The organism is Halosimplex halobium, assembly GCF_051414055.1.
Lineage (GTDB): Archaea > Halobacteriota > Halobacteria > Halobacteriales > Haloarculaceae > Halosimplex > Halosimplex halobium.
The window spans coordinates 64,284-86,901 of sequence record NZ_JBLKNX010000013.1 but is presented as its reverse complement, the minus strand read 5'-3'; the positions used below and the strand labels follow the sequence as shown (position 1 = coordinate 86,901).

Sequence of the window (22,618 nt, the reverse complement as noted above, 5' to 3'; positions counted from 1 at the left end):
TCGGGACGAGCGAACTCGCCTGTCGTTCGAAGAACTCCGTTTTGTAATTCTTTTATACGCTTCGTTCAGCGCCGGCGTCTCGTGCGCGCACGCCCGTCGTCGCGAACATACCGGAGCGCCCCGTAGAAGGCCTCGAGGTCGACCTTCCCGTCGGCCTCCTTCAGGCGCTCGCGGAGTTTCGTCGGTGTCATGATCAACGTTAACATACACCGAACGAGCGAATAAGTGTTTCGTCGACGGTGGCCGCGGACGGTCGACGGCGTCGCCGGTCGGTATCGGCACCTCGGGCGGCTCGCCGCCGCTCCCGGTCGGGACGGCTCAGTCGGTCCGGCGGTAGACCAGCGCGGCGGCGAGAAGACAGCAACAGCCGAGGACCAGCGGGGCGAGGGAGTTGGTCCGCCAGTTGCAGCCGTCGTACCACGACAGCGTCAGCGACGTGACCTCGACGCCGAGGAGTCTGGCCCCCCAGGGGTCGACACCGACCGCGTCGTAGACGGCGCTGTCGATCCCGGGACACAGCCGCCGGGTCGAACTCCCGACTCTCGCGGTCAGCGCACAGAGGGCGATACCGACGGCGGCGAGGGCGTGTTCGGTGCGGTCGGGGACGTTCACCCCTGCGCGTTCGCCTCTCGCGTACATAGGTGTGATGCCGAGCGCGACACATGGAATACCGAACGGGATGGAACGCCTGAAAGAGGCGAGGGCGGCGTCAGTCGGCGACCGCTTCCTCGGTCCCCGTGGCGGCGTTGGGGTCCTGCACCCACAGGTCGCCGAACATCTCGTCCTGTGTGAGCCGGACGTGGCCGCGGTGAGCGAGGAAGAGCAACCCGAGGAACGTGAGCACGCGCGAGCCGCCGGTCTCGGATATTTCGCGGTAGAGCACCTCCTCGCGACCCTTGTCGTACTGCTCGCGCAGCGCGTCGTGTACGTCGTCGATGATCTCGTCGACGTGCTCCTCGTGGGCCGTGTCGGTCACGTCGGCGGCGCTGGGCTCCTCGTCCATCCGGAGGTCGTCCCCGGTGCGGTAGTCCAGCTCCTGGGTCCCCCGGTCGAAGCCGCCCGGCGAGTCGCTGGTGTCGTACTCGCGGGACTCCTTCCACCAGTTGTCCCGCTCGGCCTCCCGCAGGTCCCGGACGAGCTCGTCCAGCGTCTGTGGCATCCCGCGGGCGCGGCGGCGCTCCAGCCGGCGGTCCATCTCCGACTCCAGCGCGGCGAAGGGATCGGGCCCCTCGAAGCCGTCGTCGGCCATTTCGCCGCCCTGCTCCCAGGGCTCCTCCCACGGTTCCGCCTCCTCTTCGTCGTCGCCGTCGTCCAGCATCGCGTCGCTCTTCATGCGCAGGAGGACGCTCGCGTAGAACAGCGCCCGCCCCGAGGTCCGCAGGTCGCCCTCGTCGAGGCGGTCGAGGAACTTGTCCGTCACCGCGACGATGTCGATGTCCCACGGGTCGATCTCCCCCTCCTCGGCGAGGTTGACGAGCACCTCGACCGGCTCGACCTCCTCGTCGCCCCCGGCAGTCGAGGCGGCCGCGTCCGCTTCTTCGTCCACCGCCGGGTCCGGCTGCCCGTCCACCGACGGGTCGCCGGTGACGAGTTCGTCAGCGGACTCGTCGCCCGCGTCGTCCGAATCGTCGCCGTCGACGCTCCCGCCGAACGGGTTCGCTCCGCTCTCGTCGGGCGGGTCGCGGTCCTCGTGGCCGGCGATGTGCAGGGGGATGTCGTCCTCGTCCCCGTCGCCGCGCGACTCACGTCCCTCGGCGTCATCGCTAGTCATCCGCGGGCACCCCCTCGGAACTGAGGTCGATGCCCGTCACCGCGGAGACGTTGTCGCCCTGCATCGTCACGCCGATGGCCCGCTCGGAGCGTTCGAGCATCGCCGAGCGGTGGGAGACGACGACGAACTGCGCCTCGCCGGCGAGTTCGTCGACCATCTCCCCGACGAGGTCGGCGTTCTTCGCGTCGAGGAAGGCGTCGACCTCGTCGAGCGCGTAGAACGGCGCGGGGTTGTGCCGCTGGATGGCGAAAATAAAGGCCAGCGCGGTCAGCGACTTCTCGCCGCCGGACATCGCCGCCAGCCGCTGGATCGGTTTGTCGGCCGGCTGGGCCTTCATGGTCAGCCCGCCGTCGAAGGGGTCCTCCTCGTTCTCCAGGTGGAGGTGCCCGGTCCCGTTCGAGAGCCGCTCGAAGATGTCCCGGAAGTGCTCGTCGATGGCGTCGAACGCCTCCATGAACGTCTCCTTCTTGTTCTGCTCGTAGCGGTCGATCCGGTCGCGGATCCCCTCGGCCTCCTCGACGAGCGTCGCCTTCTTGTCCGTCAGGTCGTCGAGCTCGTCCTCGACGCGGTCGTACTCCTCGATGGCGAGCATGTTGACGGGTTCCAGCGCCTCCATCTCGCTCTCCAAGCGGGCGATCTCCGACTCGACCTCGTCGTGGTCGGGGATCTCCTCGGGGTCGTAGTCGCCGACCGCCGATTCGAGCTCGTCGACCTCCCACTCCAGGCGCTCGGCCTCGTCCCGGCGCTCCTCGAGGTCGCTCTCGACCGCGCCGACCTCCTCTTTCTTCTCGTCGCGCTCGGCGCGGGCTTCCTTCAGGTCGTCTTTCAGCGCCTCGCGCTCCTCCTTGAGGTCGGCCAGCTCGGACTCCAGCTCGGCGACGGCCTCCTCCTTCTCCGCGAGAGTCTCTTCCTTCTCGGCGATCTGGTCCTCCAGCTCCTCGATCTCCGCTTGCTTCTCGGCCTTGCGGTTCTGGGCGGCCTCGATCTTCTCCTGGAGGTCGTCGATGGCGTCCTCGGCGTACTCCTTCTCCAGCTGTAGCTCGTTCAGCTCGCCGTCCAGGTCGTCGATCTGGTCCTCCAGCTCGTCGATCTCGGCGCGGATCTCGTCGGCGCGGCTGGTCAGGTCGGGCAGTTCCGAGTCCTCGACCTCGGCCTCCAGTTCCTCTATCTCGCCCTCCAGGGCCTCGATCTCGGCGGTCTTGTCTTCGATGTCGGCCTCGATGGCGTCCATGTCGGCGGAGACCTCGTCGCGCTCGCTCTCGATCTCCTCGAGGCGGTCCTCGAGGTCGGCGATCTGCTCGCGAACCTCCTCGCGCTCGGTCTCGCGGCGCTCGATCTCGGTCTCGATGTCCCGGACCTGCTCGGCGGCGTCCGATTCCTTGTCCCGAGCGTCGTCGAGGCGGTCCTCCACGTCGCGCAGGTCCTCGCGGACGGACTGCCGTTCGTCCTCCAGATCGTTGATCTGGGCGGCGATCCGTTCGAGCTGGCCCTGGCCGCCGGAGAACGAGTAGCGGGTCCCCTTCGAGGAGCCGCCGGTCATGGCGCCGGACTTCTCGACGAGGTCGCCCTCCAGCGTGACCATCCGGAAGTCGCCCATCAGGTCCCGGGCGGTGTCCATGTCGTCGACGACGAGCGTGTCGCCCAGCACGTACGAGAAGACGCCGGCGTACTCGCTGTCGAAGTCGACGAGGTTGGCCGCGAAGTCGACCACGCCGTCGTGGCTCGGCAGCGAAGGCAGCGAGCGATTCTGCATCTGCGTGATCGGCAGGAAGGTCGCCCGCCCCGCGCCCCGCGATTTCAGGTAGTCGATACACTGCTGGCCGATCCCGTCGTCGTCGACGACGACGTGGGCCAGCCGTCCCCCGGCGGCCGTCTCGCAGGCCACCGCGTACTCGGGGTCGACGCCGCCGAGCTGTCCGACCGTGCCGTGGACACCGTCGATGTCCGCGTTCAGGATGGTCGTCACCGCGCGCCCGTACGAGGAATCGCCGTCCTGGCCGGCCTTGGCCTCTAACTCGGCGTACTCCTGCTGTTTGGCCGTCAGCTCGTCCTCGATATCGTCGAGTTCGTCCTGTAACTCGCGGCGCTCCTCCTTGAGGTCTGCGACCACCTCGGCGATGGTCTCCTGGTTCTTCCGGGCCTTCTCCAGTTCGCCCTCCAGGTCGTCGATCTCGGCCTCGATCTCGGGGATCCGCTCCTCCAGCTCCTCGATCTCCGACTCGGTCTCCCGCTGCTCGTTCGACCGCCGGCGGGCCTCGTCGAGCAGGCGGTCCTGCTCGCGCTGGAGGTCGTTGCGCTCGGACTTGAGCTCCTCCAGCCGTCCGCGTTTCTCCTCCAGTTCCTCTTTGACCTCCTCGAACTCCTCGCCGACCTCGTCGATGCGGGCCTGCACCTCTTCGAGCTCGGACTCCTTCTCCTGCACGTCGGCCTTCAGCGAGGACTTCGATACTTTGGTCTCGCGGATGTCCGATTCGAGGTCGTCGATGGTCTCCTGCTTGCGGTCGATCTCGACGAACGCCTGGCGGCGCTCGTTCTCGGCGTCCTCGATGGTCTCCTCGGCCGACTCGATCCTGTCCTCCAGCCGGGAGATGTCGCCTTTGACCTCCTCCATCTCCCGTTTGATGGCGAGCTGTTCGTCCTCGCCCTTGCGCTCGATCTCGGCGTTCAGTTCGTCGAGCTCGTCTTCGAGCCTGAGCACGCGACCCTGCCGCTCGTCGAGTTCCATCTGGAGGTCTTCGAGTTCGTCCTCCAGCTGTTCGACCGCGTCGGTCGCCGCGGCGAGCTCCTCGCGCTTGTCCTCCAGCTCGGCGGCCTTCCGGTAGCTCTCGTACTCCCCTTTCTCGTCGCGCAGGTCCTGGTACTCCAGGGCCGTCTCGCGCTCGTCGGAGAGCTGGTCGAGGCGCGTCTCCTTCTCCTCGATGCGGAGTTCGGCCTCCTCGATGCGCTCCTCGACGACCTCCAGTTCCTCGAAGGCGGATTCCTTCTTCTGGTCGAACTCGGCGACGCCGGCGATCTCGTCGATGATCTCGCGACGCGAGCCGGCAGTCATGTTGATGATCTCGGTCACGTCGCCCTGCATGACGACGTTGTAGCCCTCGGGGGTGACCCCCGCCTGAGCGAGCAGGTCCTGGATGTCCGAGAGGTTGACCGAGCGGCCGTTGATGTAGTAGTAGGAGTAGTAGTTGTCGTCGGTCTCCTTGACGCGCCGGCGGATGGAGATCTCGTCGACGTCGCCGACGTTCTCGGTGCCGGCGGCGGTGACGACCTGCGACCGGGAGAGGGTGCCGTCGGCGTTGTCGAGGATGACCTCGACGCTGGCCTCCCGTTCGCCGGACGTGTCCACGTCGTCGTCGGCGTGGCCGGGGTTGTAGATCAGGTCGGTCAGTTTCTCGGCGCGGATGCCGGAGGTTCGCGCCAGCCCCAGCGCGAAGAGGACGGCGTCGATTATGTTGGACTTACCGGAGCCGTTCGGGCCGCTGACGGTGGTGAAATCCTCGTAGAAGGGAATGCGAGTCTTCCGGCCGAAACTCTTGAAGTTGTCGAGTACGAGCTCTTTGATGTGCATGGTCGCTCGCGGTGGAGAGCCGGCCTAGGCGATGATGATGTCGCCGGGGCCGCTCTCCGTGCTATCCTCTTCGTCGGTAGCCTCGGTTTTAGTCCTGTCGGCCGCGGCTTCGTCTGGAGATTCCGACGGGTCGCCGGACTCCTCGGGGGTGAACCCGAGGTCCTCGTCGACTGCGTTCTCCAGCTCGCGCAGCCGGACCTTGCACTCGACGAGTTCGTCCGTCAGCCCCTCGACGGACGCCTCGAGTTCCTTGACGCGTGATTCGAGCTCCTCGACTCGGTTACCGCACATATCACTACGAGTGGCTTCCCCCGTCATAAACCTACGTCAGACATTCGCACCGATCCTGATAGGAACCGGCTACCAGGGACGCCCGCGCCGCCCACGGGCCGGCCGTCACGAACGGGGGACTCGCCCGGTCGCGGCCGGGACCGAAATCTCGACACGAAACGTCGCTGTCAGTTCCGCTATCCTTATTTCGCGTCGGTCTGAGCCACCGATATGGACCGCAAACTGCTGACGGTGGCGGTCGCCGCGCTCGTCGTGCTCTCCGGGTGTTCGATCATCGGGGGCGGCGGGTCGACGGCGACGCCGGGGGAGCCGTCCGGGGAGCCGACTGCGACCGAGACGACTGCGGGGACGGGGACAGCCACGCCGACCGCGGCGGCGACGCCGTGGCCGACCGCGACGGCGGCGGGGACGACGGCGCCGACTGCCACGCCCACACCCGCGTCCACCGCGACGCCGGAGTCGACGCCGGCCGGCGACCTGGATCCGGTGTCGTCGATGTCGTCGCTCCCGCCGGGCGTCGAGGGCGGGCAGGTCGCCAACGTCACCGCCCTCGCGGCGGCCAACCGGGAGGGGCTCACGGCCGGCGGGGTCGACCTCCGGATGACGATCGCGAACTCCTCGCGGGAGGGGACGGGTGCCATCCGGATCGCCAACGACACCGAGTCGTCGCACGTCCGGCTCACGGAGGCCGCTGGTGCGGCCGCAACCACGGATATCTCGACGTACTACGGCCCCGAGGCGGCGGGGATCTACAACCGCTCGTCGGGCGAGATCGCCTACGGCCACGGCCCGACGAGCACGCGCTTCGGCGCCCAGCTCGTGACGGGGATCGCCTACATCGTCCCGCAGGCGTACGTGAGCGCGCCCGACTGGGAGGCGGCGGGGTCGACGACCGCCGACGGCGAGCGGCGGCTCGTCCTGACGGCCGACTCGCTCCGCGACGACAGCCAGCGCGCCCAGCCCGGCGGCGGTGTCGCCGGCGCCGGCGAGGAGGTCACCGCGGTCGACGCCCGCGCGGAGGTCACGTCCGGGGGGCTCGTCCGCGCGCTGAACGTCACGCTCACGATCGAGCAGGCCGGCGGCGAACCCTACACCCAGGCCGTCTCCTACACGGTCGCGGACCTCGAGGCGGGCGCGCTCGACCGGCCGGCCTGGCTCTCGAAGCCGCCGCAGGTGACCGCCGCGACGGCCGCCGACAATCGGCTGCTCGTCGTCGAGCACACTGGCGGGCCGACCATCGAACCGGGAACGAACCTCACCGTCGGCGGTCAGTTCACCTCGCTGGGCAACGTCTCGGCCGACCAGCCGATCTCCGAGGGCGACACGCTCTACGTGTACGCGACGGGCGAGGGGTTCGACCGCACGCCCCGCCTGTCGGTGAACGAGCGGCCGGAGCTGCCGGAGAACGCGACGGCCTTCTCCGGCCAGATCGGGGTCACCGGCCGGCAGGGCGACCTGCAGTTCGGGGCGGCGGTGGCGATCGACGGCGAGTCGACCGCCGGCGCGGCCTGACCGCGGGGCCGGCGGTCGGGGCCCACTCGTGGTCGTTAGCCTTTAGCCGGGCGGCGCCGAACCGCGGGTAATGACCGCACAAGCCGTCGAGTCCGAGGATCTGGCGACCGTCATCGGGCTGGAGGTCCACGTCCAGCTGGAGACGGACACGAAGATCTTCTGTGGCTGCTCGACCGACGTGGGCGACGACGAGCCCAACACCCACACCTGTCCCGTCTGCCTGGGCCTGCCCGGCGCGCTCCCGGTCGTCAACGAGGGCGCCGTCGAGGCCGCCGTCAAGGTCGGCAAGGCCATCGACGCCACCATCCCCGAGGAGACGACCTTCCACCGGAAGAACTACTACTACCCCGACCTCCCCAAGAACTTCCAGATCACCCAGTACGACGCCCCGATCTGCGCCGACGGGGAACTGGAGTTCTCGGTGGCGGGCGAGCGCCGCTCGGTCGCGATCCGCCGCGCCCACCTCGAGGAGGACCCCGGCAGCCTCCAGCACAAGGGCGGCTCGATCGACACCGCCGACTACACGCTGGTCGACTACAACCGCGCAGGCACGCCGCTGATGGAGATCGTCACCGAACCGGACTTCCGCTCGCCCGACGAGGTGCGGGCCTTCCTCGCCAAGCTCACGGAGGTGCTGGAGTATCTGGGCATCTTCGACGCCACCCGCGACGGCTCGCTGCGCGTGGACGCCAACCTCTCCATCGTCGAGGGCGCGGCGGTCGGCGACGACGGCGCCATCGACACGGAGACGCTGGAGTCGGCCAACCGCACGGAGGTCAAGAACATCTCCAGCCACAAGGGCGCGGAGAAGGCCCTCGCGTACGAGGAGACCCGCCAGAAGAACGCCATCCAGCGCGGCCGCGCCGTTGAGCAGGAGACCCGCCACTGGGACGAGTCGAAGGGCGTCACCCTCTCGATGCGCTCGAAGGAGGAGGAGAAGGACTACCGGTACTTCCGCGAGGCCGACCTCCCCCCACTCAAAGTGAGTGACTGGAAGGAGAAGCTCGCCATCCCGGAACTCCCGGACGCCCGGCGCGAGCGCTTCAGGGAGGAGTACGGGCTCAACGAGGAGGCCGCCGACAAACTGACGAGCACGAAGGAGGTCGCGGACTTCTTCGAGGACGTGGCCGAGCAGTTCGACCCCGACCTGGCCGCGACGTGGGTCGCCGACGAACTCCTCGGGGAACTCAACTACCGCGATATGCAGATCACCGACGTGTCCGACCGCTTCGACGAGATCGAGCGGCTCGTCGAACTCGTCGCCGAGGACGAGATCACGACGAAGAACGCCCGCGAGACCGTGCTGCGGGGGATGCTCGACGACGGGGACCCCCCCGACGAGATCGTCGAGCGCGAGGACCTCGGCAAGACCAGCGGCGACGAGGTCCAGCAGGCCGTCGAGGCGGCCATCGAGGAGAACCCCGAGGCGGTCTCCGACTACCACGACGGCGACGACGGCGCCATCAACTTCCTCGTCGGGCAGGTCATGGGCAAGACCGGCGGGTCTGCGGACCCCGGTGACGTGAATCAGTTGCTCCGCGAGGAACTGGACGGGTAACGCCGGCGAGCGGTCAGTTTTCGGTCTCAGTTGTCCGGCTCAGTCGGTGACTGGCTCCTCGCCGTCGACGGCGTCGCCGACCGGGCCGTCGCCGGCGGGGGTCCCTTCGTCGTCGATGACGGCCTCGCGCCAGCCGCCGCGGCGGAACCAGGCGACGCCGACGACGAACGAGGCCAGCGCGGAGGCGGCCATCGCCCACCAGAGGCCGTTCACGTCGACGGGGGTCACGGCCGGCGGGTCCAGCGCGACGGCGTAGGCCAGGAAGACCGCGACCGGCACCCGGAAGACCCACCGCGAGAGCAGCGAGAGGACGAACGCCACCTTCGTCCGGCCGGCGCCGCGGAACCCGCCCTGGACGACCATCAGGCCGCCGAAGAAGGCCCAGAAGGGCGCGATGATCCGCAGGAGCGTGACGCCGGCGTCGATGACGGCCTGCTCGCCGATGAACACGCCCATCGCGATGGCGGGGAACGCGTAGACGAGCCCGCCGGCGGCGAAGAGGACGGCCATCGCGCCGCCGGTGGCCTTCCAGGTCACGTCGGCCGCCCGGTCGGGCTGGTCGGCGCCGAGGTTCTGCCCGACGCCGGTCGCGGCCGCCTGGCCGACCGCCCCGGAGACGGTCCAGGAGACGGACATCAGGCGGATGCCGATGCCGTAGGCGGCCGTCGCCACCGCGCCGAACCGTGCCACGAGGGCGGCGAAGGTGACCGCCGCCAGCGAGCGCGTCAGCCCGTCGAGGGTCGCGGGGTAGCCCACGTCGACGAGCCGCCGGAGGATGGCCGGGTCGGGCGAGAGGTCGCCGAGCCGGAGGCGGATGCCCCAGCCGCCGTCGACGAGGATGTAGAGTCCGATGGCGGCGGCCACGCCCCGGGAGATGAAGGTAGCGATGGCGGCGCCCTGCGCGCCGAGGCCGAGGAACGGTCCCCAGTCGAGGATGAAGACGGGGTCGATGACGATGTTGAGGCCGGCGCTCGCTCCCACTAACCACATCGCCGTCCGGGTGTCGCCGGCGGCCCGCAGCGACGAGCGGAAGACGAAAAAGAGGAAGGTGAAGGGGATGGCGAGGAAGACGAACTCGATGTAGGCGACGGCGGCGTCGAAGACGGCGCCCTGGGCGCCGATGAGTGCGACCAGCGGCCGGCGGACGGCGAAACCGAAGGTCCCGAGCGCGGCGGCGACGGCGACGGCCAGCAGGACCGACTGGGCGACGGTCCGCTGGGCGCGCCGCTCGTTGCCGGCGCCGATGTGCTGGGAGACGACGGCGTTGGTCGCGGCGGTCAGCCCCATCGCGACGGAGATGAACAGGTAGGCGGTCGGGAACATCAGCGAGACGGCGGCGACGGCCTCGGCGCTGACGCGACCGACCCAGAACATGTCCGCGAGGTTGTAGGCGGTCTGGAGGAGGTTGCCGGCCACGAGCGGCCAGGCGAGGCTGAACAGCCGCGGGGTCACCGCGCCGGTGGTCATGTCGACGCGCGAGTCGGGCTCTGCCACTGTCTCCCCGCAGGAACCACCCGGCCGTAAACGTATCCGTCTCGCTCCCGGTCGCCGCCGCCCGCTCGCTCCGGGGCGGCGACCCGCGCTTTCGACGCGCGTATCAGAACGTCCTTTATCGTCCGGGCCCGACGGTCGACAATGACACTCGGCCTCGGCCAGGCGCTCGCGGCGGCCGCGGGGACCATCGGGGGCCTCGACGCGGTCGTCGCCCACGCGGGAACGACGCACGCGGGGACGCCCCACTGGGTCCTCGGCGCGGTCACGATCCTGGGGATCGTCGCGGGGATCGGCGGCTATCGGGTGCTGCGCGACGGGGCGCGGAGCGACCGGTTCGGCGCCGGGCTCGTCTCGCTGGGCGCAGTGGCGGTCATCGCCGGGACCATCGGCCTCGTCGAGGTGCAGATCGCGCCGGCGGCGACGCCCGACTGGACGGAGTGGTTCCCCGTGATCAACGCCGTCTCGGCCATCGTCGTGGCGCTGGGGAGTCTCGTCGTCGTCCGCTGGAAGTGGCCCGAGCGCCCCCGCTACGTCGGGCTCGGCCTCCTGCTGGCGGCGTGGATCGCCTACCCGACGCTGCTGCCCCAGGAGGGGCTGACGAACCCGCTGGGCTACCTGCTCGCGGCGGCCGTCCCCGCCGCCGTCCTCTACGTCTTCTACCGCGACGCCGGGCCGTCGTTCCCGGGGGTGCTGACCGCGCGAGTCCCCGCGGTCACCGCCGTCGTCACCTTCCTCCTGTTCGGCGTCTTCTACCTGTTCTCGGCGGGGACGCTCTCGGTGAACCCCGACCTGACCGCCGACATCGCCGGCCAGGGGTTCGTCACCCCCTACCAGGTCGCCTCGCCGCTGGTCTACTGGCCGGCCCTGGAGTTCTACGCGCCCGCTATCCCGCTGTCGGGGTACGTCTCGCTGGGGTCGCTGCTGCTCGTGGCCATCCTCGGCGGGCTCGTGGCGAGCAACGCCGCGCTGGCGGCGCGCCAGCTCACGACCGGCGGGTCCGTCGACTCCCCGCGGGTGATCGTCGGGACGCTCACGACTGCCGGCGCGACCGCCTGCGGCTGCTGCGCGCCCGCGGTCTACGGCGCGGCCGGTGCGCTGTTCGGCGCGGCGGCCACCCCCGTCTACTGGGCGTTCATGGACCCGTCGTCGCCGGTCGGCGGCCTCTTCTTCGCCGCGAGCGTCCTCATCCTGACCGGCAGCGCAGTCCGGGCGAGCCACGACCCCGCCTGCGCGGTCCCCCGCGAACCGGAGGCGAGCGGCGCGGCCGAACAGGCGGCGTAGGTCGCGAACCGTTCGCACGCCACCCCAGTCGTTATCGGGGTCGGCTCCGAGCCGGGTGGCATGGACGAGTTTCACCTCCGGGGGTCGCCCGCGGAACTCGGGACGGGGTTCGCGGCGCAGGTGGCCGCGTCGGACCGGTCGCTGGCCGACGTGGCGCCCGAGTCGCTCGACCCGTCGCGGCCGGTCCGCGAGTTCGCCCGCGAGTGCGAACCGCACGTCCGCGAACACGCACCGGGCGTCCTCGACGAACTCGACGCGATCGCCGCGGAGGCGGGCGTCGAACGCGAGGCGGTCAGGGCCGTCGCGCTCGCGGCCGACGCCGACCCCAGTTGCTCGCTCGTCGGCGTCCCCGGCGAACACGCCGAGGGCGGGAGCGCGCTGTTCGCCCGCAACCACGACTTCTACCCCTCGTTCCGGCGCTACTCCAAGCTGTACCGGACCGACCCGACTGACCGGCTGGCCAGCGTCGGCTGCGCCCACGGGTTCGCCGGTCGGCTGGACGGGGTCAACGAGGCGGGTCTCGCCGCCGGGTTCGCCGGGGTCCCGACCGAGGAGTACGAACCGGGCGTGATGTGGCCGCTGGCCGTCCGGACGGTGCTGGACACCTGCGGGACCGTCGCCGAGGCGGTCGACTATCTCGAATCCGTCCCGCACGCGCGGAACGTGAACGTCCTCGTGGCGGACGCGGACGGCGACGTGGCGGTCGTCGAGGCGAGCCCCGGAGCGGTCGAGACGCGGCGACCGGACCACGGCGACTCCCTCCTGGTCGCGACCAACCAGTTCGACTCGGCGCGGATGCGCGCTCACCAGTCGGTCGAGCGGACTCCGGCCGACTGTCCGCGGTACTGCGCCGTCGAGGCGTGGGCCGCCGACCGCGAGGGGGCGGTCGGGGCGGCCGACCTGCGGCGGCTGGTCGGCGACCCCGAGGCCGGCGTCGCGTGGAGCCTCGACGGGGCCGAGGACGACCCGCGGTCGACGATCTGGTCGTGGGTGGTCGACACGGGCGCCGACAGCGCGTCGCTCGCGCGGGACTCGCCCGCAGAGGCCCCCTACGAGTCGGTCGCCGTACCGGGTCGCGAGACCGGGCGCTGAGCAATACTGGTGTGAGCAATACTGGTGGTACCTCCGCACGTGCCCGCGCGACGCATCCGCTCGCACGGGCCCGCACACGCTCCCGTTCGCGGGCGCTCGATCGCACGCACACGCCCGCTGTCCGTCGATTTTGCCCGAAACCTTTAGGTCGGGGACCTCCCTATCGACGCCCATGACTGCAACCCGCGGAGCCGGAGGTGGCGCCCGGTGGAACTGATAATCACGGAGAAGAACAACGCCGCGCGCCGCATCGCGGAGATCCTCAGCGACGGGGCCGCGACGACCACCCAGCGCAACGGCGTCAACGTCTACGAGTGGGGGACGAAGACCTGCGTCGGCCTCTCGGGCCACGTCGTCGGCGTCGACTTCCCCGAGGAGTACAGCGACTGGCGGGACGTGGAACCGGTCGAGCTGATCGACGCCGACATCGTCAAGTCGCCCACCCAGGAGAACATCGTCCGCACCCTGCGGCAACTCGCCCGCGAGGCCGACGAGGCGGTCATCGCGACCGACTACGACCGCGAGGGCGAACTCATCGGCAAGGAGGCCTACGAACTCATCCGGGAGGAGACCGACGCCCCAGTCAAGCGGGTGCGGTTCTCCTCGATCACCGAGCGCGAGGTCAAGAACGCCTTCGCCGAACCGGACGACATCGACTTCGACCTGGCGGCCGCCGGCGAGGCCCGGCAGATCATCGACCTCGTGTGGGGCGCGGCGCTGACCCGCTTCCTCTCGCTGTCCGCGCGCCAGCTCGGCGAGGACTTCATTTCGGTCGGGCGGGTGCAGTCGCCCACCCTCAAGCTCATCGTCGACCGCGAGCGGGAGATCCAGGCGTTCGACCCCGACGACTACTGGGAGGTCTTCGCCGACCTCACCAAGGACGGCGAGACCTTCGAGGCGCAGTACTTCTACGACGACGACGGCAGCGAGGCCGAGCGGGTCTGGGACGAGGGCGACGCCGACGACGCCTACGACCGGCTGCGCGAGGCGACCAGCGCCGAGGTCACGTCGGTCCGCCGGCGCACCCGAACGGACAACCCGCCCGCGCCGTTCAACACCACGGCGTTCATCTCCGCCGCGGGATCGCTGGGCTACTCCGCCCAGCGCGCCATGTCCATCGCCGAGGAGCTGTACACGACGGGCTATATCACCTACCCGCGGACGGACAACACGGTCTACCCCGAGGACCTGGACCCCGAGGAGTTGCTCGACGAGTTCACGATGACCCACGAGTTCGGGGACGACGCCGAGTCGCTGCTGGAACTCGACGAGATCGATCCCACGGAAGGTGACGACGAGACGACCGACCACCCGCCGATCCACCCGACCGGCGCGGTGCCCGACCGCGACGAACTCGACGAGGACGAGTGGGAGGTCTACGAACTCGTGGTTCGCCGCTTCTTCGCGACGGTCGCCGAGCCGGCGACCTGGGAGCACCTGCGCGTCGTCGCCGAGGCCAACGACTGCCAGCTGAAGGCGACCGGCAAGCGCCTGCTCGAAGCCGGCTACCACGACGTGTATCCGTACTCCTCCGCGAGCGAATCGTTCCTCCCGCCCGTCGAGGAGGGCGACGCGCTGGACGTGACCGACGTGGAGCTGGAGGCGAAACAGACCCAGCCGCCCCGCCGGTACGGCCAGTCGCGGCTCATCCAGCGGATGGAGGACCTGGGCCTGGGGACGAAGGCCACCCGGCACAACACCATCGAGAAGCTCTACGACCGGGGGTACATCGAGGACGACCCGCCGCGGCCCACCGCGCTCGCGGAGGCGGTCGTCGAGGCCGCCGAGGAGTACGCCGACCCCGTCGTCAGCGACGACATGACCGCCCAGCTGGAGGCCGACATGTCCGCCATCGCCAACGGCGAGGCGACGCTCGACGACGTGACCCAGGAGTCGCGGGAGATGCTCGAACGCGTCTTCGAGGAACTGCGCGAGTCCCGCGAGGCGATTGGCGACCACCTCCAGGAGTCGCTGAAGGCCGACCGCCGGCTGGGTCCCTGCCCCGAGAGCGACCACGACCTGCTGGTCCGCCAGAGCCGGCAGGGCTCCTACTTCGTCGGCTGCGACGGCTATCCCGACTGCCAGTATACCCTCCCGCTGCCGAGCACGGGCGAGCCGCTCGTGCTGGAGGAGACCTGCGAGGAGCACGGCCTCAACCACGTGAAGATGCTCGCCGGCCGGGACACGTTCGTCCACGGCTGCCCGCAGTGTGCGGCCGACGAGGCCGACGACACCGAGGACGAGGTCATCGGCCGCTGCCCGGAGTGTGGCGACGACGAGGGCGGCGAGCTGGCGATCAAACAGCTCCGGTCGGGCTCGCGGCTCGTCGGCTGTACCCGCTACCCCGACTGCGACTACTCGCTGCCGCTCCCGCGGCGGGGCGACATCGAGATCACCGACGAGTACTGCGACGAACACCACCTGCCGGAGCTCGTCGTCCACAGCGGCGAGGACGACGACGACCCGTGGGAACTGGGCTGTCCCATCTGCAACTACCGGGAGTACCGCGCCCGCCAGGCCGTCGACGACCTGGAGGATCTGGACGGCGTCGGCCCGGCCACGGCGGAACGGCTGGAGACCGCGGGTGTCGAGGAACCCGCGGACCTCCGGGAGGTCGACCCGGACGTACTCGCCACGGAGATCCAGGGCGTCAGCGCCAGCCAGATCCGCGACTGGATCTCCCAGCTTCCGGAGGTCGACGCCGGCGACGACGACGAGGGTCCCGACGGCGACTCCGACGCGGAGACCGACGCCGAGGGGGGCGACGAGCCGACCGAGGAAGGAACGATCCTCGACGACATCCAGGCCGAGGTCGAAGGAGCCAGAGCCGGCGAGAGCGACTGAGTCGACCCCTTCTCACAGCCAGTTCGCCCCCGCGTAGACCACGCCGCCGATCTCCGACTGGGGACAGTGGTCCGCGACCGACGCGACGATCCCGGCGACCGCGTCGCTCGCGAGCGTCTCGTCGGGGACGTACAGCGTCGGCGTCCCGTCGATGGCGGGGACGAAATCGTCGTCGTACGTCAGGAGCACGCGGTCGCTGTCGCGAGCGTGCGCCGCGACTAGCTCGTCGGCGCCACCGGGTCCGAGTTCGGGGACGGCCGCGACCCGCTCGATGTCGTGACCGCCGTCCCGTAGCCGTTCGGCCACGGCTCGCTCGACGTTCTCGTCGAGCAGGAGCCGGTAGCTCATTCACCGTCGGGCGGCGAGAGGTCGGAACGGCGCTTCGCGGCGGCGACGGCTTCCTCGTGGCGTCGCTCGACGGCCCGCATCTCCTCGGGGTTGTTGTGGTAGTACGCCAGCGCCTCGTAGACGCTGGCGATGTCCAGGTCGAGCTGGTCGGCGACACACTCGGGATCGTCGCCGCGCTCCTCGACGCGGGCCTGGACGACTCTGACCGTCACCCGCCGCCCCTCGACGTGGGGCTCGTCGTGGATCGACGACTCGTCGCCGGGCACGATCCCGTGTCGCTGGGTCGCCATCTCACGACGGAGTAGGCCTCTATCCGTCTTAAACCTCCGGGCGCGAGTCACGGCGACTGGACTGGCCGGGGAGTGGCCGGGTTCACCGTTCGGTTCGGTCACCACTGCCGTCGGCGTCACCGCCGTCCGCGGCCGCATCGGCCGCGACATCGCCCGCCTGCTCGGTCGCGTAGCCGGTCGTGTCCTTCACCGCCCGCCAGGTCGCGGCCAGCGTCCCGACCGTGTGGAAGCCGACGATGAGACAGCCGACGAAGAGGACGGTGGTCGCGTCGACGCCGTGGCGCAGCGCCCACAGCGGGACGACGAACTCCCGGCCGGCGACGGTGACCGACCGGTAGCGCTGGAGGACGCCGGCGAGGACGGGGAAGCCGTAGCCCAGCGCGTCGAGCAGCGTCGTCGTCGACACGCCGGCCGCGACGCCGGCCGAGCGCGCGGCCTTCTCGTGGGCGGTCAGCACGCTCCAGGCGACCACCAGGGTGCCGCCGAACGCCGAGAGCGCGTCCCACACGCTGTCGGCCCCCTCGTCGACGACCAGCGCGAGGACGCGCCGCCCGACGACCCCCAGCGCGACCCGCAGGCAGAACACCGCGAGGCTCAGCAGGCCGAACCCCCACAGCGCGAACAGGGGCGTCCGCTTCCAGGCGAACGGGAACCGCGCGAGCGCGAGGACCGCGGCCCCGACGCCCAGCAGGTACAGCGCCCCCACGAGCCCGTAGCGGTGGGTCCCCGCCCGGAACGTCACCGCCGTCGCGACGACCGCCCCGACCAGCAGCGTCGCCGCCACCGGGACCACGGGCGCCAGCGCGACGACGATGGCCACCCCCGCCGCGGGCGCCGTGACCGCGTTCGCCAGTCGCATCGCTGAGTGACGTTTGACCTGTCTCTGTGTTAAAACGCTGGGGCGAAGGGCGGGTCGAGGGGCCGCTCAAAAGCCGACGTGGCTGGTCGAACTCGGGCCGTCGTCGCCGTCGTCGATGGCGCCCTCGTGCTCGAAGGTATACTCGTCGTCGACGAGGAACACCTCGCCGTCCTCGACGGTCACGTCCACGTCGGGCAGGGTCGTCCCCGCCGCCTCGCCGTTGTTGCACTCCCCCGAGCAGGCGTCAGGAACCACCTTTTTCGCCTCGGGTTTCCTCGGTCGCCGGAGGCGACCTGCGGGAACCGTCGGCGAAAAATCTGGACCAAAAAGCCGGACGACTCGCTCGTGTCACTCGCTCGCGTCCGGTGAGTGTCCTCGACCGCACTTCAGAAGCCGACGTGGCTGGTCGAACTCGGACCGTCCTCGCCCTCGTCGATGCCGCCCTCGTGCTCGAAGGTATACTCGTCGTCGACGAGGAACACCTCGCCGTCCTCGACGGTCACGTCCACGTCGGGCAGCGTGGTTCCGGCGGCTTCGCCGTTGTTGCACTCGCCGGAACACGCGTCGAACATCGACCCGTGTTTGGGGCAGATGATCTCGCCGTCGCGCATGGGGACGCCGCGGCCGGTGTCGAAGCGCTGGGCCTCGTGCGTGCAGCGGTTGATCCACGCCGCGACGCCGCCATCGCCGTCGACCGGCGCCCCGCCGTCGGCCGCCAGCTCGTCGTCGCAGGGGACGACGATGACCTCCTCGTCCATGTCGAAGGAGTTGGTCGCCGTGAACAGGAACGATCCGTCCTCGCGAACGTCCTCGACTGTCGTCAGTCGCGCGCCGTCTGCCATCACCCGTCGATAGGACAGCGACGAGTTAGGTCTGGCGGCGAACATCCGCCCGACGACCTCTCCACGCCGGCGCGCGCTGGAGCGCGCTTTCATGCGCGCGACGACATCGCGCGAGGGATGAGCATCGCAGGCCGGAGGCCGAGAAGCGCAATCGGCTGGGGAGGTGTGTGGCCGTCTGCGGTGCTGTGCGGGGTGGTCGTGGTCCCTGGTGGACTGAAAGGGCGAGGCGCGCTCGCGTGCAGTTTAGTCGTCTGAGCGACCCCTATCCGCGCGGGCGGTGCAGAGAGCGCGGATATGTCGCTCAGCGACCGCGAGCGCGCCGAGGGCTTTCAGCGCTCACTATCGAGTGCGGTAGTGTCTCCGGTTAGCGAGCGCGCCGAGGGCTTTCAACGCCTGCGGTCACCTTCGGTCACGATTCCAGTTAGCGAGCGCGTCGAGGCTTTCAGCGCACACCGTCGAGTGCGGTCACACCCGATCCTACTCCTCCACAGCTTCCTCGACGATCTCGATCTCCTCGTCGGTCAGCCCGTACAGTTCGTAGACGATCTCGTCGATCAACTCGTCGGTGCGCTCGATCTTCCGGTCCAGTTCCTCGGCCCGGGCCATCGTCTCGCGGTAGCTCGCCAGCCCCTCTTCCACGTCGGCGACCCGCGGCAGCGTCAGCGAGCGCAGGCGGTCGACCAGCGAGTTCGTCTTCGTCGCCGTCTCCCGGAAGCCCGCGAACCCGCCGGCCTCCTCGACCGCGACGGGCACGAACGCCTCGATCAGGTCCGCCTCCGTCTCCGAGAGGTCCGTGATCCGGAGGGCTGGAACCATATCGAGCTACACCTCGTGCTATCCAGGGGACTTCCGGCACCGAATTGCGAGATTACCAAAGAAAGCTAATTCTTCAAGAAGTTCTAAGTACACTGCAACGAGACACTATCCTCATCTCACGATGTCGGATCAGTCTCGTATTTTCAGAGTTGCTTGCGCGAACGACAAGGCGAAGAGTAATCTCCAGCGTACGGTGAAGGACGGAGTCGGTGAAGAGATATATCAGTCACATACGGGTGTCGATGGACTCGAAGGAAAGGTCTCAATCTGGGGCATTCCGAATCCGAGTTCTACTTGGGACGATCTCGATGCCGGCGATTACGTTCTGTTCTATACTGGTGCTGACGACGAGGATGGGACACGAAAATACAGCTACGGCGGGCAGGTACTCGCGAAAGAGCACAATCCAGAACTCCGCAAAGAACTCTGGGAGGTCTACACCCGGGTTTGGGGAAGTGAGGGGAAAGAATCCGACGACCCCTGGGACTACATCATCTACTTCTCCGAGACCTTCCCGCTCGACATTCCGAGCGAAGAACTTCACGGGTTCGACGGGCTGACCAAGACGTACATCCAGCAGTCGTTCGTCTCCTACGGCGACGACGGCCACAGGGCTATCCGCGAGAAGTTCGGCTCGGTGAACGAGTACATCGAAGCACGACGAACGGATGCGAATCCCGGTGAAGATACCGAATCTGATACACCAACGGAGCCCGATATCAGCGACAAACTTGCACTTTCTCCGGTGAATATCGAACTGCCCTCGGACCTCGTTTTCGAGAACACTGAGCGATTAGAGGGGCAGATCGAAGCAGCGCTGAACTCGGGAAAACACATCGTGTTCACCGGGCCGCCAGGAACTGGGAAAAGCCGGCTGGCGCGGTCGGTGTGTGAACAGGTGCAGGAATCCCCCGAAGTCGACGGATACACGTTCACGACAGCGACAGCCGAGTGGAGCACGTTCGACACCATCGGGGGATACGCCCCGACGGGTGACGGCAACCAGCTGTCGTTCGATCCGAGGCTCTTCCTCCGCTGTTTTCGGGACCAGAACGGCGATATTCAGAACAAGTGGCTGGTCATCGACGAACTGAACCGGGCGGACATCGACAAGGCGTTCGGACAGCTCTTCTCCGTTCTCTCGAAGGACTCCGTCGAGTTGCCGTACGAGCGAGAGAACCGAGTACGGATCGAGTGGGTCGACGAGGAGACCTCCGACGGAACGGTCGAACAGGTCGTCAGAGACGAGGATCGGTTCCCCGTCACCCCGTCGTGGCGACTGCTCGCGACGATGAATACGTACGACAAGACATCGCTATACGAGATGAGTTACGCGTTCATGCGGCGGTTCGCCTTCGTCCGGATCAGCGCACCGGATATCCCCCAGTCAGACGGAGAAATCGAGGATCTCATGCACCAGTACGCCGACGCCTGGGGGTTGAATGTCGAGGACCGTGACCGGGAACGACTCATCGGCATCGGCCGGATCTGGCGAAAGATGAACCACGCGATCGACGACCGCGCTATCGGCCCAGCGCTCGTCAAAGACATGCTCGAATACACGCGGGAAAACGAGACGCTCCCGCTGGAAGACCGCCTTACCGAGGCGGTTGTCAGCTTCATCTTCCCTCAACTCGAAGGCGTTCCCAAGCGGGAACAGATCGTCGAACAGATCGCTTCTGTCGAGCAGATCGACGAACACGAACTCGACGATGCCGCCAGAGATATGCTTCAGGTGAGTTTCCTCAGCAATGGATAGGGACGAACTCCTGAACAATCTCACGCAGGACATCCTGGCGTACGCGATGCACGGGGCGTTTCCCGAGCAGGAAGTCGCCCGTTCGATCAAACCCGACGAACTGGACCAGCGCTTCGAGGACTACGAGTTGCTGTTGGATCTGCACTTTATCCTTCAGGAGGACGTGCTCGAATTCGTTCGGGCGCTCCCGAAACGGCTCCGAAGCGTACGAACCGAGACGGAAACCGTGTCGAAAACCCGGAGAGGCGGCGTAGACGGTCACATCGACTGGAACGCGACAGTCAAGAAGCGCTATACCGAGAGCCCTCGCGACGCCTCACTGTTCGTCTGCACGAACCGGTCCGAGGATTACGATATTCCCGAGAACGTCGTGTTGAAACATTTACTCTCGGTGGTCCACACGACGGTCACAGAGGCCGAAGAGTACCTCCGTGGGGAGTACGAGTGGGTGACAGAGACGTGGAGAGGGAGCGAGCCACTGATCGACGAGTTGAAACGGATCGTGGAACGGAACGTCCACGTACGGCGCATCCGCGAACCGGAGGTTTACGAACCGACCGAGCAGATGCTGACGACCGCGGAGACTTCTCGAGACGTGATCTACCGGGAGGCAGCCGAACTGCTCCGGGACCGGGCATCACTCTTCGCCGGCGACGAGGAGGCGCTTCACGACCTCCTCGACCAGACGGCCATCACACCCGACGACGACCACGCGCTGTTCGAACTGTTCGTGCTATTTCGGTTCGTCGCTACCATCGAAGACATTCAGGACAACGACTTCCAGTTCAAGACGATCGCGACGGGCCGACAGGAAATCGCCACATTGGAAGGCGAGAAAGATATCGTCCTCTACCACGACAACTCCGCGGCAGACAGGGACCTCTCCTTCGTCTCCGACGTTCCGGAGGCAGAAGACCGGCTGCTATCACGGACCGAGAAGGTCCAGACTGTCGCACGAAACGTCGCGAACAGTTACTTCAGTGACCGTAGCTTCCGGAATCACACCGGCCGACCCGACGTGATCGTGATGGAGGTCATCGACGAGGACGCGAACAGGAACGAGTATCTCATCGCCGAGGTGAAAAATAGCCGCCGGACCGACACGATCCGCGAAGGGATCAAGGAGACCGCGGAGTATCTGGCCTTCCTCCGTGTCAACGACGAGTTCGTCTTCGGCGAGTCCGAGTCGGAGGACTACTTCGGAACGGGCTGGAACGGACTGCTCGTCACGCAGGATCTCGACGAGGAGACCGCGTCACTCGACGATCAGTCGGACAACGAGATCAAGATCCTCCAGGCGTCGGAACTCGAATCGCGCCTCGGTGACGTTCTGGAAAACATCGTCTGAACGGAGGTGCGATCCGGGTACTCAGCAAACATCGGCGTAGCGATACCTCTCAGCTACTCCCATCCGAAGCGGTTTTACGGTCCCGCGAGGTGTGTGCGAGTATGCAGAGGCCGTGGGACGACTGGGACCACATCCTGAAGGTCGACCCGGACAAGGAGCTGGTCGACGGGGAGACGTACGCCGACGTCGTCACCTGTGGCACGGACGCCATCGAGGTGGGCGGGACGACGGGCGTCACCGAGGAGAAGATGGCCGACGTGGTCGAGGCCTGCGCCGAGTACGACGTGCCGCTGTACGTCGAACCGTCCAATCCAGCCAACGTCGTCCACCGCGGCGGCGTCGACGGCTACCTCGTGCCCGCGGTCCTCAACGCCGGCGACATCGCGTGGCTCTCCGGCGTCCACAAGGAGTGGGTCCGCATCGACGACGACATCGACTGGGCGCGCACCTTCACCGAGGGGTACATCGTCCTCAACCCCGACTCGGCCGCCGCCAAACTCACCCAGTCCGACTGCGACCTCGACCCCGAGGACGTGGCCGCCTACGCCGAGGTCGGCGAGCGGATGCTCGGCCAGGAGATCATCTACGCCGAGTACTCGGGCACGTTCGGCGACCCCGAGGTCGTCGCCGCCGCCGCCGACGCGCTGGACGAGGCCACCCTCTTCTACGGCGGCGGCATCCACGACTACGAGTCGGCCAACACCATGGCCGAACACGCCGACACCGTGATCGTCGGCGACCTCGTCCACGACGAGGGCGTCGACGCCGTCGCCGAAACCGTCGAGGGCGCGAAAGACGCCACGCCCGCGACGCTCGGCGACTGACGGTCGGTCTCCAGTCGTCCCCCACGTGTCCGCGACGTGTGAGCGGCGCGACGACTCCGCCGCTCGTCGACGGATACGGTCACCCCGATCGGTCGTCCCCAACCGATTCACAGACCCGACTACG

Annotated in this window: 19 protein-coding genes and 1 pseudogene; 8 read left to right on the top strand and 12 right to left on the bottom strand. The window is 68.2% G+C overall.

Annotated features, from left to right (window positions below):
- Positions 1-65 precede the first annotated feature (65 nt).
- From ACMGFG_RS14430 to ACMGFG_RS14410, 5 genes are all read right to left on the bottom strand, one after another.
- Positions 66-191, bottom strand: a complete 126-nt coding sequence (locus ACMGFG_RS14430; protein WP_436931025.1) for a hypothetical protein — start codon at positions 189-191, stop codon at positions 66-68.
- A 127-nt stretch (positions 192-318) separates the two neighbouring features.
- On the bottom strand, positions 319-612 hold the full coding sequence (locus tag ACMGFG_RS14425; RefSeq protein ID WP_436931024.1) for a hypothetical protein: 294 nt from the start codon (positions 610-612) through the stop codon (positions 319-321).
- 97 nt (positions 613-709) lie between these two features.
- Complete coding sequence (locus ACMGFG_RS14420; protein WP_436931023.1) at positions 710-1,771, bottom strand: segregation/condensation protein A; 1,062 nt, start codon at positions 1,769-1,771, stop codon at positions 710-712.
- The gene (gene smc, locus ACMGFG_RS14415; RefSeq protein ID WP_436931022.1) at positions 1,764-5,336 is read right to left on the bottom strand and encodes a chromosome segregation protein SMC; all 3,573 of its coding nucleotides are present in this window, start codon (positions 5,334-5,336) and stop codon (positions 1,764-1,766) included. Before smc ends, ACMGFG_RS14420 begins: the two co-directional genes overlap by 8 nt.
- Positions 5,337-5,360: 24 nt before the next feature.
- Positions 5,361-5,627, bottom strand: coding sequence for a DUF7518 family protein (locus ACMGFG_RS14410; RefSeq protein WP_135363957.1), 267 nt, complete (start codon positions 5,625-5,627; stop codon positions 5,361-5,363).
- A gap of 210 nt (positions 5,628-5,837) precedes the next feature.
- On the opposite strand from ACMGFG_RS14410, the gene ACMGFG_RS14405 reads away from it, so the two are divergent.
- Positions 5,838-7,139, top strand: coding sequence for a DUF7537 family lipoprotein (locus tag ACMGFG_RS14405; protein WP_436931021.1), 1,302 nt, complete (start codon positions 5,838-5,840; stop codon positions 7,137-7,139).
- Between the two features lie 70 nt (positions 7,140-7,209).
- A complete protein-coding gene (gene gatB / locus ACMGFG_RS14400; RefSeq protein ID WP_436931020.1) occupies positions 7,210-8,697 on the top strand; it encodes an Asp-tRNA(Asn)/Glu-tRNA(Gln) amidotransferase subunit GatB in 1,488 nt (495 codons plus the stop codon).
- Positions 8,698-8,736: 39 nt separating this feature from the next.
- Here the strand turns inward: gatB and ACMGFG_RS14395 are convergent, their stop codons facing one another.
- Positions 8,737-10,164, bottom strand: coding sequence for an MATE family efflux transporter (locus tag ACMGFG_RS14395; protein ID WP_436931113.1), 1,428 nt, complete (start codon positions 10,162-10,164; stop codon positions 8,737-8,739).
- A 168-nt stretch (positions 10,165-10,332) separates the two neighbouring features.
- On the opposite strand from ACMGFG_RS14395, the gene ACMGFG_RS14390 reads away from it, so the two are divergent.
- The 3 genes from ACMGFG_RS14390 (at position 10,333) to ACMGFG_RS14380 (ending at position 15,408) form a co-directional block, all read left to right on the top strand.
- Positions 10,333-11,472 carry a hypothetical protein gene (locus ACMGFG_RS14390; RefSeq protein WP_436931019.1) on the top strand — a complete coding sequence of 380 codons (1,140 nt, stop codon included), beginning with the start codon at positions 10,333-10,335 and terminating at the stop codon, positions 11,470-11,472.
- 60 nt (positions 11,473-11,532) lie between these two features.
- Positions 11,533-12,564: a C45 family autoproteolytic acyltransferase/hydrolase gene (locus ACMGFG_RS14385; protein ID WP_436931018.1), complete on the top strand. Its 1,032-nt coding sequence runs from the start codon at positions 11,533-11,535 to the stop codon at positions 12,562-12,564.
- A gap of 207 nt (positions 12,565-12,771) precedes the next feature.
- A complete protein-coding gene (locus ACMGFG_RS14380) occupies positions 12,772-15,408 on the top strand; it encodes a DNA topoisomerase I (protein ID WP_436931017.1) in 2,637 nt (878 codons plus the stop codon).
- A 12-nt stretch (positions 15,409-15,420) separates the two neighbouring features.
- On the opposite strand, the gene ACMGFG_RS14375 is transcribed toward ACMGFG_RS14380, so the two are convergent.
- The 6 genes and pseudogenes from ACMGFG_RS14375 to ACMGFG_RS14350 form a co-directional block, all read right to left on the bottom strand.
- Entirely contained in the window at positions 15,421-15,756 is a 336-nt protein-coding gene (locus ACMGFG_RS14375; RefSeq protein WP_436931016.1) for a DUF5615 family PIN-like protein, read from the bottom strand.
- On the bottom strand, positions 15,753-16,046 hold the full coding sequence (locus ACMGFG_RS14370; RefSeq protein ID WP_436931015.1) for a DUF433 domain-containing protein: 294 nt from the start codon (positions 16,044-16,046) through the stop codon (positions 15,753-15,755). Before ACMGFG_RS14370 ends, ACMGFG_RS14375 begins: the two co-directional genes overlap by 4 nt.
- An 82-nt stretch (positions 16,047-16,128) precedes the next feature.
- Positions 16,129-16,905, bottom strand: a complete 777-nt coding sequence (locus ACMGFG_RS14365; protein ID WP_436931014.1) for a hypothetical protein — start codon at positions 16,903-16,905, stop codon at positions 16,129-16,131.
- Between the two features lie 66 nt (positions 16,906-16,971).
- Positions 16,972-17,160: a Rieske (2Fe-2S) domain-containing protein gene (locus tag ACMGFG_RS14360; RefSeq protein WP_436931013.1), complete on the bottom strand. Its 189-nt coding sequence runs from the start codon at positions 17,158-17,160 to the stop codon at positions 16,972-16,974.
- A 131-nt stretch (positions 17,161-17,291) separates the two neighbouring features.
- Entirely contained in the window at positions 17,292-17,747 is a 456-nt protein-coding gene (locus ACMGFG_RS14355; protein WP_436931012.1) for a Rieske (2Fe-2S) protein, read from the bottom strand.
- A gap of 477 nt (positions 17,748-18,224) precedes the next feature.
- Positions 18,225-18,566, bottom strand: a pseudogene (locus tag ACMGFG_RS14350) (restriction endonuclease); the annotation flags it as partial.
- Positions 18,567-18,756: 190 nt separating this feature from the next.
- Between ACMGFG_RS14350 and ACMGFG_RS14345 the strand changes: the two are divergent.
- From ACMGFG_RS14345 to ACMGFG_RS14335, 3 genes are all read left to right on the top strand, one after another.
- Positions 18,757-20,322, top strand: coding sequence for an AAA family ATPase (locus ACMGFG_RS14345; RefSeq protein WP_436931011.1), 1,566 nt, complete (start codon positions 18,757-18,759; stop codon positions 20,320-20,322).
- Entirely contained in the window at positions 20,315-21,670 is a 1,356-nt protein-coding gene (locus tag ACMGFG_RS14340; RefSeq protein WP_436931010.1) for a hypothetical protein, read from the top strand. Before ACMGFG_RS14345 ends, ACMGFG_RS14340 begins: the two co-directional genes overlap by 8 nt.
- A 101-nt stretch (positions 21,671-21,771) precedes the next feature.
- Positions 21,772-22,494, top strand: a complete 723-nt coding sequence (locus ACMGFG_RS14335; protein ID WP_436931009.1) for a phosphoglycerol geranylgeranyltransferase — start codon at positions 21,772-21,774, stop codon at positions 22,492-22,494.
- The last annotated feature ends 124 nt before the right edge of the window (positions 22,495-22,618 follow it).

What these genes read in the sequence shown, in the direction of transcription:
- ACMGFG_RS14390 (WP_436931019.1), top strand. Translation starts at nt 10,333, where the DNA reads ATGACACTCGGCCTCGGCCAGGCGCTCGCGGCGGCCGCGGGGACCATC.
- ACMGFG_RS14395 (WP_436931113.1), bottom strand. Translation starts at nt 10,164, where the DNA reads ATGACCACCGGCGCGGTGACCCCGCGGCTGTTCAGCCTCGCCTGGCCG.
- ACMGFG_RS14375 (WP_436931016.1), bottom strand. Translation starts at nt 15,756, where the DNA reads ATGAGCTACCGGCTCCTGCTCGACGAGAACGTCGAGCGAGCCGTGGCC.
- ACMGFG_RS14335 (WP_436931009.1), top strand. Translation starts at nt 21,772, where the DNA reads ATGCAGAGGCCGTGGGACGACTGGGACCACATCCTGAAGGTCGACCCG.
- ACMGFG_RS14410 (WP_135363957.1), bottom strand. Translation starts at nt 5,627, where the DNA reads ATGTGCGGTAACCGAGTCGAGGAGCTCGAATCACGCGTCAAGGAACTC.
- ACMGFG_RS14340 (WP_436931010.1), top strand. Translation starts at nt 20,315, where the DNA reads ATGGATAGGGACGAACTCCTGAACAATCTCACGCAGGACATCCTGGCG.
- ACMGFG_RS14430 (WP_436931025.1), bottom strand. Translation starts at nt 191, where the DNA reads ATGACACCGACGAAACTCCGCGAGCGCCTGAAGGAGGCCGACGGGAAG.
- ACMGFG_RS14405 (WP_436931021.1), top strand. Translation starts at nt 5,838, where the DNA reads ATGGACCGCAAACTGCTGACGGTGGCGGTCGCCGCGCTCGTCGTGCTC.
- ACMGFG_RS14355 (WP_436931012.1), bottom strand. Translation starts at nt 17,747, where the DNA reads ATGGCAGACGGCGCGCGACTGACGACAGTCGAGGACGTTCGCGAGGAC.
- ACMGFG_RS14365 (WP_436931014.1), bottom strand. Translation starts at nt 16,905, where the DNA reads ATGCGACTGGCGAACGCGGTCACGGCGCCCGCGGCGGGGGTGGCCATC.
- gatB (WP_436931020.1), top strand. Translation starts at nt 7,210, where the DNA reads ATGACCGCACAAGCCGTCGAGTCCGAGGATCTGGCGACCGTCATCGGG.
- ACMGFG_RS14385 (WP_436931018.1), top strand. Translation starts at nt 11,533, where the DNA reads ATGGACGAGTTTCACCTCCGGGGGTCGCCCGCGGAACTCGGGACGGGG.
- smc (WP_436931022.1), bottom strand. Translation starts at nt 5,336, where the DNA reads ATGCACATCAAAGAGCTCGTACTCGACAACTTCAAGAGTTTCGGCCGG.
- ACMGFG_RS14420 (WP_436931023.1), bottom strand. Translation starts at nt 1,771, where the DNA reads ATGACTAGCGATGACGCCGAGGGACGTGAGTCGCGCGGCGACGGGGAC.
- ACMGFG_RS14370 (WP_436931015.1), bottom strand. Translation starts at nt 16,046, where the DNA reads ATGGCGACCCAGCGACACGGGATCGTGCCCGGCGACGAGTCGTCGATC.